The organism is Pseudomonas sp. PS01299 (assembly GCF_029960145.1).
GTDB lineage: Bacteria > Pseudomonadota > Gammaproteobacteria > Pseudomonadales > Pseudomonadaceae > Aquipseudomonas > Aquipseudomonas putida_A.
Map to the genome: position 1 here is coordinate 1 of NZ_JASCPO010000154.1, position 13,869 is coordinate 13,869.

Sequence of the window (13,869 nt, forward strand, 5' to 3'; positions counted from 1 at the left end):
CGAATGCGGTGGATCAGTAGACAGAATTATTGACTGGACAGACGCATTCGCGAGCAAGCCCGCTCCCACAGGTTTTGGGTATGGTGATCGGGCCTATTTCAGGTGCGGCCGATCAAACCACTCCAGCGCCGTACGCCAGATGCAGATCCCCAGAAAGTACGCCGACGCCAGCAACCACAAACCCATCACCAGCGGATTGATCACCGGGTGATTGAGCACCAGCGACAGGCTGCACAACAGCCAGATGGCCGTCACCGCGATGTTGATCGGCATGAACCGGCGTACGCGGAACGGGTGCAGGAACTTCATGCGGGTCACGGTCAGCAGCGCCAGACCGATGATGGTCAGAAAGGTGATCCACGGCCCCGGGTCGATGATGTACAGGCACAGAGCAACCACGTTCCACGCGGCGGGGAAACCGACGAAATAGTTGTCCTTGCTCTTCATGTTGACGTTGCAGAAACAGAACAGCGACGACACCAGAATCAGCGATACGCTCAGCAGCAGGGTGTAGTCGGGCAGGGGAATGTAGCGATAGATGAACAGCGCCGGAATGAACACGTAGGTCAGGTAGTCGATCACCAGATCGAGGATCGAGCCGTCGAAACTCGGCAGCACCGACTGCACATTGACCTTACGCGCGAGCGCTCCGTCGAGACCGTCGACGATCAATGCCACGCCCAGCCACATCAGGCAGTGAGTCGGCTGGTTTTCCAGCAGGGCGAGGGTCGCCAGAAAGGCTGTGACCACGCCGGTCGCGGTAAAACCATGGGCGCCCCATGCTTTGAGCCTGGCGATGTGTACGGTCGATATCACAGGGGCGTTCTCCAGAAAAATGAAGCATGCCGGGTATCACCCTTGGGCAAAAGGGCGCCGGCAAACCGGGTCGGGGTTGCAGCTATCGACCGGTTTGGCCGGGATAAGGTTCACCACCTTTGAATCTTAGCTGCCCGCACAAAAAATACCTCGGCGAAATCTGCCAGCGTCAGCCAGACGGTGCTGGCGCGCCGGCGTCGGCGGTCTATTGTTGCCTGACGCATTTATTGCCAATGGCTGAGGACGAGATCATGAACACCAGCGATTTGCTCGAACAACTGCTGCGGGGCCAGGCCTCGGCGGGACAACAAGGTGCTGGTTCGGCCGGCGGTGGGCTGGGTGGGTTGGGCGGTTTGCTTGGCGGTCTGTTGGGTGGCGGTGCAGGCCCCGGCGGCAGTGCGGTGCAGTCCGGAGGGCTGGGCGGTTTGGGCGGTTTGCTCGGTGGTTTGCTCGGCGGCGGTAGCGGTGGTGGCCTGGGCGGTGCACTTGGCGGAGCACTCGGTGGCGGCGGTACACAAAGTCGTTCCGGCGGCACCAATTATGCGGCACTGGCCTCGTTGGGAATGATGGCGTTCCAGGCGTATCAGGCCTGGCAGCGCAGTCAGGCGTCGGCGGCGCCACAGCAGATTCCGCCAACCGCAAATCTGCTGGCTGGGCCCGAAGTCGAGGAACACGGGCATGCTGTGCTGCGGGCGCTGATCGCGGCAGCCAAGGCTGATGGTGAGATCGATGACCGGGAACGGCAGATGATCAATGGTGAAATCAGCAAACACACCGACGATCCGCAATTACAGCAGTGGTTTGACACTGAAGTTGCGAAACCGCTGGACGCCAACGAAGTCGCCACGGCTGCAAACGGCGACCAGGCCATGGCCGCCGAGATGTACCTGGTCAGCGTGATCCTGGTGGACGACCAGCAAGACGCCGAACGCAACTACCTGGATGAACTGGCTGCCGCGCTGCAGATCGCCCCGCAGTTGCAGGTGCATCTGGAGGCTCAGGCCAAAGGTCGGGCCTGAAGCACCGTCAAAAATCGCGGTCTCGGGCAGCCCTTGCCGGGACCACGATGCTCCGTCCGTCAGGGCAATTTTCATGTCGATTGAATTTTTCTCCGTAGCGGTTGCTCTGCTGATGTAGAGGCGTGAAACAACGCCCTGACCGGCCAACCGAACGAGAACATTGACATGACTGCCCTGACCCCTCTGCAGGCGCCGAGCGCGCAGCAACAGCCCATCACTGCCGACGGCGATCTGCGGCGTATTTATGAGGCACTGCTGCTTGAGGATGCGCCTGAAACCCTCGCGCAGGATTTTCTCGCCGAGCAGTCGCAGCGTGCCGCGCTGTTGCCCGAAGAACTTCCGCAGGATCCGTCGGCGTGGCAAGGCTGGGTCGCCGAACATTGCACAGAAGTTGCCCGGCAGTACGCCGATTACCTGCAACAGCGCCAGGCCGGCGGACCGCGTCAGTTCTTCAGTAACAAGGCTCACGCGTTGTACTTTCTGCAAGCCGTGGCGCCGACCAAACTGGTGGATGGCGCGTGGCTGTACGGTTTGTTGCCGCAGTGGCGCGACCCGCGTTTCGACGGGTTGCTGTGTACCTATCTGGAAGAACTGGGCGACGGCAATCCGGCGCAAAACCACGTAGTGATCTACCGCAAACTGCTCGCTGAGCACGGTTTGCAGGACGCCAGCGCGATTGCCGATGAGCGCTACCTGCAAGGTGCGCTGCAACTGGCACTCGGTGCCTGTGGCGAAAGCATGTTGCCGGAGGTGATCGGCTACAACCTCGGCTATGAGCAACTGCCGCTGCACTTGCTGATCAGTGCCTATGAACTCAGCGAGTTGGGCATTGATCCGTACTACTTCACCCTGCATGTGACCATCGATAACGCCAGCACCGGCCATGCGCAAAAAGCCGTGCAGTCGGTGCTCGACCTGCTACCGCTGGAAGCTGATCGCGGCGAATTCCTGCGCCGGGTATCGCTAGGCTATCGACTCAACGACCTGGGGCAGGGCAGCCGCGCGATCATCGAAGGTTTTGACCTGGAGCAGGAAGTGCTGGCGATGCTAGAGCGCAAACGCCCGTTCGGTCAGCACATGCATTCCGACTACTGCCGTTTCGAAGGCAAAACCGTCAATCAGTGGCTGGCGACTCCCGAGCAGCTACCGGGTTTCCTGCAGGCAATGCAGGACAAAGGCTGGATCAAACTCAACGAAGATCCGCAAGCCAGCCGTTTCTGGCAGCTGATCGATGGCGACGGTGCGGCGATGTTCGGCGTGTTCAGTCCGTATGAAAAGCAGCTGTTGCACGACTGGATTGCCGGTGACTGGACCCCATCCGACCAACGCAAAGCGCCACGACGCAGCCGTCAGGTCGCCACCCCGGACGCCGCCGTGCCCGAACACGATCCCGATGTGCAGCGCCTGACGGCCGCACTGCAAGGCCAGGACGGACACGCGCAAATGGCCACGCTGATCCCTTGGTTGTCACCGGCCCGGCATGCCCACCCGGCGGGGCTGCTGGCGACGCGTCGCTTTATCGAACTCAAATCCAGTCTGCGCTAAGGAAATCTCCATGAATCAGGAAGAACAACTGTCCGCCAACGACCTGACGCTGCTGCAACTCGGCCGGCGCTTGCAGGCCGACGGCTACCGTTTCATCACGCCGACGCCATTGACCCATCAGCGGGTCAATCAGCGCGACGAAGGGCAAGTCGCCGATACCCTGCGCGACGTCTTCGGCTGGTCGCGCCCATTCGAACCGGGGCTGTTGTCCGCTGACGAACAGTGGCAATTGCAGGAGGCGCAAGTGATTGACATCTACGACGGCCGCTTGAAGAGCCGGGTGCGCTGGTCGAGTCTTGATGACTTGTTGTTCGTGCATTCCGGCTTTCCCACCGATGCCGCCGATTCGGTGTTTTTCGGCCCGGACACCTATCGTTTCGCGCAACTGATTCACGCGCATCTGCAGCAGAGCTTCGCGCCGATTCAGCGTGCGGTGGACATCGGCTGCGGCGCCGGCGTCGGCGCGATTCTGATTGCCCGCGCACGGCGTGAAGCGCAGGTGCTGGCGGTGGACATCAATCCCGCCGCGCTGCGCCTGACCGCGATCAACGCAGCATTGGCCGAGGTCGCGAATATCGAGGTGCAGGCCAGTGATGTGCTGCAGGGTACCGAAGGCAACTTCGACCTGATCGTCGCCAACCCGCCGTACATGGCTGACCCGGCCGGGCGTGCTTATCGGCATGGCGGTGGCTCGCTCGGCGCCGGATTGTCGCTGCGTATCGTCGAGCAAGCGCTCAATCGGCTGGCCCCCGGTGGTTCGTTGCTGCTCTACACCGGCGTGGCCATGGTCGATGGCCGCGATCCTTTTTTCGATACGGTGGTGCCGCGCCTGGATTCGACGCGATTCGGCTGGACCTATCGCGAGCTGGATCCCGACGTATTCGGTGAAGAGTTGTTGAACCCCGGTTACCAGCGCGTGGACCGGATCGCCGTGGTCGCGCTGACCGTGACCCGCATTGGCTGACACAAGGCAGGTGCGCCATGAACAGGAACCTCGACGATTACAACCGCATGCGCGATTTCTCGGCGACCTCGGAGCCCGCCGCCGTCAAACGCCGTGGCCGCAGCAAGGCCACTGAACATGCGCTGCAGTTCTGCATCCAGAAGCACGACGCGTCACACCTGCATTACGACTTTCGCTTGGAACTCGATGGCGCACTGAAGAGCTGGGCGGTGCCCAAGGGCCCGTCGCTCGATCCCAAGGTCAAGCGTCTGGCGGTACACGTCGAAGACCATCCGCTGGATTATGCGACGTTCGAGGGCAGCATTCCCGAGGGGCATTACGGTGCAGGCGATGTAATTGTCTGGGATCGCGGTGTATGGATTCCGCAGGAGGATCCGGCCAAGGCTTACGCCAAGGGCAAACTCAAGTTCGAGCTGCAGGGCGAAAAGCTCTCCGGGATCTGGAATCTGGTGCGCACGCACATGCCGGGCAAGAAGGAAAACTGGTTTCTGATCAAACATCAGGACAGTGCGGCGCGCCCGCAGGACGACTACGATGTGCTCAGCGCCGAGCCGGACAGCGTGCTCAGCGAGCGCACCCTGATCAGCAAACCCAAGCTCGCCGCCGAGCAAGCCAGGCCCGTGAAAAAGGCCCCGGCGAAACCGCGCAAAGCGGCATCCGGGACGCTCACCGGAGCGCGCAAGGCCAAACTGCCGGCGCAGCTCAAACCGGAACTGGCGACCCTGGTCGACAGCGCACCCGAAGGGCAGTGGAGCTACGAGATCAAGTTCGACGGCTACCGGATCATGGCGCGCATCGATCACGACCAGGTGCAACTGTTCACCCGCAACGGTCACGACTGGACGCACAAACTGCCGCAACAGGCGCAAGCCCTGGCCGAGTTGGGGCTGGAATCGGCGTGGCTGGACGGCGAAGTGGTGGTCACCAACGAGCGCGGTGTCCCAGACTTTCAGGCGCTGCAAAACGCCTTCGAAGCCGGGCGCAGCGGCAGCATCATGTACTACCTGTTCGACATGCCGTACCTCAACGGTGTCGACCTGCGCGAAGTGCCGGTCGAGGAGCGCCGCGCTGCGCTGTCCACGGTACTCGGTGGGCATGAGCAGCCGTTGCTGCGCTTCTCCGAAGCCTTCGATGAAACGGCGGACGCACTGCTCAACAGCGCCTGCCAGATGCAGATGGAGGGGCTGATCGGCAAACGCCTCGGCTCGCCCTACGTGTCGCGGCGCAGCAGTGACTGGATCAAGCTCAAGTGCAAGCATCGGCAGGAATTCGTGGTCGTCGGCTATACCGATCCGAAAGGTGCGCGCAGTGCCTTCGGCGCGTTGTTGCTGGGCCTGCATGATCGCGACAGTGGCGAATTGCGCTATGCCGGCAAGGTCGGCACCGGTTTCAACGAAACCACACTGAAAAGCATCCTCGCCCAGCTCAAGCCGTTGCAAGTGAAAAAGGCTGCGGTGGTCAATCCACCGAGCGGCTTCGAGGCCAAAGGCGTGCACTGGCTCAAACCGAAACTGTTGGCAGAAGTGGCGTTCGCCGAAATGACCAAGGACGGTTCGGTACGTCACGCCGTGTTCCATGGTCTGCGTAATGACAAACCGGCCAGGTCGATTACCGAGGAGCGCGCGAAACCCGTGAAGACTTCAGCGAAAGCCACCCCGTCGAAAAAAGCTGCCTCGTCGAAGAAAGCTGCAGAATCAAAGAAAGCCACTGAGCCGAAGAAAGCCGAACCGGCGCCGTCCCAGCTGGGGCTGGCTAGCGGCAAAGTGCGCATTACCCACCCCGATCGGGTGATCGATGCGGTCAGCGGCACCACCAAGATGCAACTGGCCGAGTATTACGCCAGCGTTGCCGAGTGGATCCTGCCGCAGCTCAAGGATCGCCCGGTCGCGCTGGTGCGGGCGCCGGACGGCATTGCCGGCGAACTGTTTTTCCAGAAAAACGCCGAGCGCCTGGCGATTCCCGGCATCACCACACTGGACAAGGACGTCACCGGGCAACCGGTGATGTTGATCAACAACGCCGAAGCCTTGATCGGCGCAGTGCAGATGAGCTCGGTCGAATTGCACACCTGGAACGCCACCACCGTCGATCTGGACAAGCCTGACCGTTTCGTCCTCGATCTCGACCCGGATCCCGCGCTGCCGTGGAAAAGCATGGTCGAAGCCACTGCGCTGACCCTCACCGTGCTGGATGAACTGGGGCTCAAGGCGTTTCTCAAGACCAGTGGCGGCAAAGGCATTCACCTGGTGGTGCCATTGACCCGCAAGCATGGCTGGGACGAGGTCAAGGATTTCAGCCATGCGATCGTCAGTCACATGGCCAAGCTGTTGCCGGAACGCTTTTCCGCGGTGTCCGGGCCGAAAAATCGTGTCGGTAGGATCTTCATCGACTACCTGCGTAACGGCCTGGGCGCCACCACCATTTGTGCCTACGCGGCGCGCACCCGTGAGGGACTGCCGGTGTCGGTACCGCTGTTTCGCGAAGAAGTGGGGGAAATCAAGGGCGGCAATCAGTGGAACATCAGCAATGTCCATGAGCGTCTGAACGAAGTCGGCGATGAGCCGTGGGCCGACCTGAAGAAAACCCGCCAGAGCATCACCGCCGAGATGCGCAAGCGGGTTGGCATGAAAAAATGATCAGGTGTCGCGCAGCAAGTCGTGGGCGTTGAGCAGCTCGAAGGCGATTTCGGGGTGGTTGTTCAAGCCCCGACGAATCGCGGCCGGGATTGACTTGCGGGTCTTGCGGCACAGTCCCGGCAGCGCCTCGATCTGAATCTCGATGCCGAGCATGCTGCGTACCTCATGAAACCCCGGAGCGACCTCCACACGCAGGCCCAACTGCTCGTGCATGCGCTGTTGCAGATGCCGCAAATCCGCGAGGTCTTTGAGTTGTTCCAGTCGGGCGAGGAGGATTTTTTCCTGCTCGCGGGTCAGGCGCAGAATGCGCAGATCCGTGCCCGGCGCTTCCAGCAACGCGTCGCGCCCGCAATCGCAGGCGCCGGGCGGGCAGGGTGAGCGCAAAGGCGCAGCAGGCGCAAGAGTCGTCATGGCCTCCATCATAGAGGCCGTCAGACGGTTTTGCCTATGCGCCCTCAGCTGCCGTCCATCGGCCGCTGCGTCTCTGGCAACTACTGATTCAGGCCTTCGTAATGCACCAGAATCGCGTTGGCGAGGTCTTCATCGCTGGCATTGAGGCCGGGGTTGTCGTGCCGCACCTGTTGCAGTACCGACTCAAGATAAACCCCACGGATGGCCCCGCCGCTGGCGACGAACGCTGACAGGTCGTCGCGCGCCGGGATCACCATTTTGTGATCCTTGAAGGTCGAGTACAGCGACGCGGAAACGCCCGCTGAGGTGGCGACATCGCCGGCGTCGACACGGGCCAGCGCCGAGCCGACAGGGAGGCAGAGCAGGAGAGAAGAAATGAGCACTAACTTGCGCATGACGATGTTCCTCCACAAGCGCGAAGCAAAAAGGAAGGACTACATAATCTCAGAGGTGCGACCTTTGCCGGAGTTCCGTTCGAACACACGGATACTTGCTGAAACGCTCTGAAGCGGCACATCTGCACAAATAAGCTTAACTGAAATCCTGAAAGGCGCATTCCGGCGCGCCTCAGGGGAGGAACCCACCGTGTCGATCAAATTGCGTTTGCTGCTGCTGATTGCCACCAGTCTGTTGACGGCGCTGATCGTGAGTCTGGTCAGCTATGTGGGGAATACGCGCATGTCCGCAGCGGTGAACGACAACGCGGTGAGCATGACCGCGCTGCGCAATCACATGGAAGCCGACATGATGCACGATGCGCTGCGAGCCGACGTGTATTCGGCAATGCTGGTCGGCTTGGGCAAAAGTACCGGCAGAGCCGCAGAGGTGCGGGACTCGATCAACGAGCACGCCACGCATTTTCGCGAAGTGCTGGATGAAAACCTCAAATTGCCGGTCAATCCCACGATCAGGGCCGCTCTGGAACACGTCAAGCCCAGCCTGGATACCTACATTGCGGCGGCCGAGCGCATTGTCGGCCTGGCATTGGACAACCCGGATAGCGCGCAACGGGAGCTGGGCACGTTCAACAGCGCCTTCAGTCAGCTTGAAGAGCAGATGGCGGCCCTTAGCGAACTGATCGAAAGCAACACCCGTGACACCAGCCAGGCCACCGAAAGCGCCATTCGCAATGCCAATATCGCCCTCGGTGTGGTGTTGCTCGCCAGTCTGCTGCTGTTATTGGCGCAAGGGCGTTGGGTGACCCGCAGCATCATGGGGCCGCTGAAATCCGCTAACCAGATCGCGCAAAGCATTGCCCACGGCAACCTCAGCGAACCGATCAGCGAGCCGACCGGCAAGGACGAGGCCAGTACGCTGATCCGCAGTCTGGCGACCATGCAGCGTGACCTGCGCAACATGATCGACGTCGTGCGGCGCAATGCCCATGGGGTCAGCGGCATGAGTGAGCAGTTGAGCCACGGTTGCCATCAGGTCGCCGACAGCAGTCAGCAGCAAAGCGCCGCGGCCGGCACCATGGCCGCCGCCGCGAGCCAGATGACCGCCAGCATCGAGGAAATCACTCGTCATGCCGAGCGCGCGCTGGGCATGGCCAATCAGGCCGAGTCGCTGGCCAAGAGCGGCGGACAGGTGATCCATCAGGTGGTCAGCGACATGGACGACATCGCCCGCTCGGCGCAACAGTCGGCGCAGGTGATCCGGACGCTGGATCAGGAATCCGAAGGCATCTTCAACATCATTCAGGTGATCAAGAGCATCGCCGACCAGACCAACCTGCTGGCGCTCAACGCCGCTATCGAAGCGGCGCGGGCCGGCGAGCAGGGCCGTGGCTTCGCGGTGGTCGCTGACGAAGTGCGCAGCCTGGCGGCACGCACCAGCGCCTCAACCCAGGAAATCGCCGCGATGGTTGCACGGATCCAAAACAGCACCCGCGAGGCGGTCAGCAGCATGGAGGCCGGCGTGGCCCAGGTCGACAAGGGCATGGCGGTCACGGCCGAAGTCGAACGGGCGATTCGCGAAATCCTCGACGCCACCCTCAGCACCACGCAACTGGTCAACGACATCACTCGCACCATTGGCGAGCAAAGCCAGGCCAGCAACGAAATCGCCCATCAGGTGGAAATGATCGCCGGGATGTCCGAGGGCAACAGTAAAGTGATCGGGCAGACGGCCAATACCACCGATGAACTGTCGAGTCTGGCGGGGGCGTTGGCGTTGTCGGTGGATCGGTTTCGGTTGTAGCGCCGCCATCGCGAGAGCAGCCCATTCCCTGTAGGAGTGAGCCTGCTCGCGATGGAGCCAGCCCAGCCACCACAGGTTTCTGAATCATGTTCAGCCCAAACCGGCCGATAACGCCCAGAGCGGAAAAAGACTCTCAAGTCGGGAACAGACGCGCGGGTTTGCCCTGACGTGATATTCTTCGCGCCAACTTGGTTTGACCTTATTCGGTTTGCCTGCCTTTGGGGCGGGCTGACGGAATCCCTGTCGCTCAAGTAGCTGAAGCCAATAATGATAAGAAGTCAGTTCAGAAGGGACATTAACTGAGGTCGATGCGGTACGTCGGCCTTGTGTGCCCACCCGTCAAAATTGAAGTGTGCCGGAATCTGCGACGCGAGCCTGAGCGTCATCAAAGCGGATCGCATACAGATAACAGCGGCGGGCGGAAGGCGTTTTATCATAGGTGCAACGGATGTTTAAGAAAGTGAACACAGCCTTGCTCGGGCTGGCTTTGGCGATGGGGATGTCGTCCGCCAATGCTGCAGAAGCAAAGAAAGTCGACGTTCTGCTGATCGGCGGCGGCATCATGAGCACCACCCTGGGTGTGTGGATCAATGAGCTGGAGCCAAGCTGGTCGATGGAAATGGTCGAGCGCCTCGATGGCGTCGCCCTGGAAAGCTCCAACGGCTGGAACAACGCCGGTACCGGTCACTCGGCCTTGGCTGAGCTGAACTACACCCCGGAAGACGACAAAGGCAACGTGACGATCCCGAAAGCTGTCGAGATCAACGAAGCGTTCCAGGTGTCCCGTCAGTTCTGGGCCTGGCAGGTTCAGCAAGGCGTTCTGAAGAACCCTCGCTCGTTCATCAACACCACGCCGCACATGAGCTTCGTGTGGGGCGATGACAACATCAAGTTCCTGAAAAAGCGCTACGAAGCCCTGCAAGCGAGCCCGCTGTTCGCCGGCATGCAGTACTCCGAAGACCCGGCTGTGATCAAGAAGTGGGTCCCGCTGATGATGGAAGGGCGTGACCCGAATCAGAAAATCGCGGCCACCTGGAGCCCGCTGGGTACCGACATGAACTTCGGCGAAATCACCCGCCAGTTCGCCGGTTACCTGCAGACCAAGCCTAACTTCGACCTGAAGCTGTCGAGTGAAGTCGAAGACATCACCAAGAACGCCGACGGCACTTGGCGCGTCAGCTACAAAAACCTGAAAGACGGCACCAAGACCGAAACCGACGCCAAGTTCGTGTTCATCGGCGCTGGTGGCGGCGCTCTGCACCTGCTGCAGAAGTCGGGCATTCCTGAAGCCAAGGAATACGCTGGCTTCCCGGTCGGCGGCTCGTTCCTGGTGACCGATAACCCGGCCATCGCCGAGCAGCACCTGGCCAAGGCCTACGGTAAAGCTTCGGTTGGCGCACCGCCGATGTCGGTTCCGCACCTGGACACCCGTGTTCTGGACGGCAAGCGCGTCATCCTGTTTGGCCCATTCGCGACCTTCAGCACCAAGTTCCTCAAAGAAGGCTCGTACCTGGACCTGCTGACCAGCACCACCACCCACAACATCTGGCCGATGACCAAGGTCGGCATCAAGGAATACCCGCTGGTCGAGTACCTGGCCGGTCAACTGATGCTGTCGGATGAAGACCGTCTGAACGCGCTGAAGGAATACTTCCCGAACGCCAAAGCCGAAGACTGGCGCCTGTGGCAAGCCGGCCAGCGCGTGCAAATCATCAAGCGTGATGAAGCCGCTGGCGGCGTGCTGAAACTGGGCACCGAAATCGTTGCTGCACAAGACGGCTCCATCGCCGGCCTGCTGGGCGCATCGCCAGGCGCGTCGACCGCTGCACCGATCATGCTGAGCGTGCTGCAGAAAGTCTTCAAAGACAAAGTCGCCACCCCTGAGTGGCAGGCCAAGCTGCACCAGATCGTGCCAAGCTACGGCACTCAGCTGAACAGCGATCCGGCCAAAGTGGCACAAGAGTGGGCGTACACCGCCAAGATCCTCGAACTGCCAACTCCACCGGTGATCGGTCAGGCTGCTGCTCCGGCTGCACCTGCAGCTGAAAAAGCTGAAGCACCGAAGGAAAATGCTGCACGTGACATGGCGCTGTAACTAGACGCCTGATGCACAAAAGCCCACTGAACCGGTAACGGTCAGTGGGCTTTTTTTGTGGCGCCTGATCCTACTTTGGTTTCGCGCTTGCCAGATACGCACCAAGCCGCCGCCCCATCTCTTCGCCGAGGGCCTGCAACCCGCTCAACGGCCGCACCATCACCTCGAACTCTACAATTTTCCCGCTCTCATCGAAGCGAATCATGTCGATCCCCTTCAGCTCTTTCGCCCCAACCTTGGCACTGAACTCCAAAACCACATTCAAACCATCGGCAGTCACCAGTTCGCGGTGGTATTTGAAATCTTCAAACACGTCGAACACGGTGTTGAGGATCATCGTCACCACTGGCGCGCCGGGGTAAGGCGAGTGGGCCATGGGCGAGCGGAACACGGCATTGGCATCGAGCAGTTCGGGCAAGGCCTTGAGGTTGCCGGTGCGGATCATCTCGTGCCAGCGTTTCAGGGATTCAGCGGCGTTGGGGTGCAGGTTCAGTTCGGACATTGACCACTCCTGGAATTGTTGTTGTTCTTCGCGCGACGGCAATCACTCTAGTTCAAAGCGGTGGATCTCGAACCGTTGTGTGCCGATCTGAATACCAGAGCATGGGCGGAGCGGATCAGATTGGCATCTGATCCGTATTTTTCTGTTGGATCTGCCTCTGTAACCGGCTCAGTCAGGCGCTCAGAATAGCCCGGCAATTCGGTCACCCGCGGCAGCCCTTCATCCCGAAGCGCCCGGTGCACCGCAAGCTCAACATTAAGGAGAGCAGCATGAACAAGATGGCGATTTTCCTCGGTGGGTTTCTGACGTTGACCATTCTGATCGGAATGCTTGCGACGATTTCCCCGGTCTGACCCCGGCAGCACTCCACCAGACTCCAGCGCCCTTTTTTATCGAAGGGCGCGGCTGTTTCTACTTCGCTGTAACTTCTCGCATCACACCGAACTGGACTGAACCGGGAGGCGGCGCAAGCGATTGAGGTGTCCCGGCCTCTTCGCGAGCAAGCCCGCTTCCACATGGATTTGTGAACAACACAGATCCAGTGTGGGAGCGGGCTTGCTCGCGAAGGGGCCAGTAGCGTCACTGAAAAGCTCTCAAGCGAATCAAGGCGCACCAAACACCATCGTCCAGTAAACCCCCTCATCACTGCGCGCCTCACTGGCGAACCCGGCACCGACCTGAGTGAACATCGGGTTCATCAGGTTGGCACAGTGCCCGGGGCTGGCCAGCCATCCGGCCATCGCCTTGCCCGGTGAGCTCTGCCCGGCGGCGATGTTTTCGCCGATCTGCCGTCCCCGATAACCCGCCGCCCGGGCGCGATCCGCCGGCAGGTCGCCGTCCGGGTCGCGATGGGCGAAGTAGTTGCCGTAGGCCATGGCTTTGCTGTGGCCTTGTGCGGCGGCGCCCAGCGCCGGGTTCCAGCTCAGGGGGCGGGCGGCGGCAAAGCGTTGGCGCCCGCACATCCGGGGGCGTGCCCGGGCGGCGTTGACTTCGGCGAGCAGGGCCTTGCCGACGCTGCGGTTGTCGCCGACGCGACTGTCGAGCACCGGTTGCGCCAGCACCACTTGCCATTCACCACGGGAGCGGCTGACGCCGATGTCGGCGTACTGGGCGTCAAGCAGCGCGCTGCAGTGGCTGTCTTGTAACTGCTCAAAGGCTTCCTCGGCATCCCCGGCCCCAATGATGCGGATACTGCGTACCGCCACCGCCGAATACCCCGAAGACTTCAATCTTTCGCGCAAGCCACCGCCGTAGCCATAGCCGATCGGTAGCGCCAGATTCGATTTCAGCGACAGTGGCGCCAGGCGCTGGGCCGGGCGGCGGTCGCAGCGTTGCGGATGGGCGCGATAGTCGTTGATCGCGGCCACGAGTTGCCGCTCCTCGCTGGCGTGGGAGGTCTCGGTGAACAGTGGGGCAAGGATCAGCAGGCACAGCGAAACGAAGCGTGATGAGCGAACGACATGGCGCATGGGACGGCAGACTCAGGGAAAAGGACAGTGCTGAAGTGGGCAGCCGCGGAATACGGCGCCACTAGGACTGGGCTTTTTGCACTTGGTTCATGCTGGCCACCTGGCTTTTTTGTGGGGTGATTCAGGGGGGGGGGCGAGCCGGACTTTGTGCTGTCTGCACTGGCGTCTTCGCGAGCAAGCTCGCTCCCCCCTTGGCAATGCGTACCTCTTTGG

General features: G+C 61.1%; 11 protein-coding genes. 6 read left to right on the forward strand and 5 right to left on the reverse strand.

The annotated features are described in order from the left end of the window. Positions 1–93 precede the first annotated feature (93 nt). Entirely contained in the window at positions 94–816 is a 723-nt protein-coding gene (gene pcsA / locus QMX91_RS21855) for a phosphatidylcholine synthase (protein WP_027611662.1), read from the reverse strand. A 251-nt stretch (positions 817–1,067) separates the two neighbouring features. Here pcsA and QMX91_RS21860 point away from each other — a divergent pair, with 251 nt between their 5' ends. From QMX91_RS21860 to ligD, 4 genes are all read left to right on the forward strand, one after another. Further along, entirely contained in the window at positions 1,068–1,835 is a 768-nt protein-coding gene (locus QMX91_RS21860; RefSeq protein ID WP_282413357.1) for a tellurite resistance TerB family protein, read from the forward strand. Between the two features lie 165 nt (positions 1,836–2,000). Next, the gene (locus QMX91_RS21865; RefSeq protein ID WP_282413358.1) at positions 2,001–3,380 is read left to right on the forward strand and encodes an iron-containing redox enzyme family protein; all 1,380 of its coding nucleotides are present in this window, start codon (positions 2,001–2,003) and stop codon (positions 3,378–3,380) included. Positions 3,381–3,390: 10 nt separating this feature from the next. Then, positions 3,391–4,344: a class I SAM-dependent methyltransferase gene (locus QMX91_RS21870; RefSeq protein ID WP_282413359.1), complete on the forward strand. Its 954-nt coding sequence runs from the start codon at positions 3,391–3,393 to the stop codon at positions 4,342–4,344. A gap of 17 nt (positions 4,345–4,361) precedes the next feature. Further along, positions 4,362–6,980, forward strand: a complete 2,619-nt coding sequence (gene ligD / locus QMX91_RS21875; RefSeq protein ID WP_282413360.1) for a DNA ligase D — start codon at positions 4,362–4,364, stop codon at positions 6,978–6,980. Here the strand turns inward: ligD and QMX91_RS21880 are convergent, their stop codons facing one another. Continuing rightward, complete coding sequence (locus QMX91_RS21880) at positions 6,981–7,391, reverse strand: hypothetical protein (RefSeq protein ID WP_247842434.1); 411 nt, start codon at positions 7,389–7,391, stop codon at positions 6,981–6,983. An 80-nt stretch (positions 7,392–7,471) separates the two neighbouring features. Continuing rightward, positions 7,472–7,786, reverse strand: coding sequence for a DUF2388 domain-containing protein (locus tag QMX91_RS21885; protein ID WP_007962425.1), 315 nt, complete (start codon positions 7,784–7,786; stop codon positions 7,472–7,474). A gap of 190 nt (positions 7,787–7,976) precedes the next feature. On the opposite strand from QMX91_RS21885, the gene QMX91_RS21890 reads away from it, so the two are divergent. Together QMX91_RS21890 and mqo are read left to right on the forward strand one after the other, a co-directional pair. Further along, positions 7,977–9,590 carry a methyl-accepting chemotaxis protein gene (locus tag QMX91_RS21890; RefSeq protein WP_282413361.1) on the forward strand — a complete coding sequence of 538 codons (1,614 nt, stop codon included), beginning with the start codon at positions 7,977–7,979 and terminating at the stop codon, positions 9,588–9,590. 448 nt (positions 9,591–10,038) lie between these two features. Continuing rightward, positions 10,039–11,685, forward strand: coding sequence for a malate dehydrogenase (quinone) (gene mqo, locus QMX91_RS21895; RefSeq protein ID WP_027611669.1), 1,647 nt, complete (start codon positions 10,039–10,041; stop codon positions 11,683–11,685). A 70-nt stretch (positions 11,686–11,755) separates the two neighbouring features. Here mqo and QMX91_RS21900 read toward each other — a convergent pair whose 3' ends face one another. Next, on the reverse strand, positions 11,756–12,187 hold the full coding sequence (locus QMX91_RS21900) for a nuclear transport factor 2 family protein (RefSeq protein ID WP_098964502.1): 432 nt from the start codon (positions 12,185–12,187) through the stop codon (positions 11,756–11,758). 602 nt (positions 12,188–12,789) lie between these two features. Then, the gene (locus tag QMX91_RS21905; RefSeq protein WP_098964501.1) at positions 12,790–13,656 is read right to left on the reverse strand and encodes a CAP domain-containing protein; all 867 of its coding nucleotides are present in this window, start codon (positions 13,654–13,656) and stop codon (positions 12,790–12,792) included. Between the last annotated feature and the right edge of the window lie 213 nt (positions 13,657–13,869).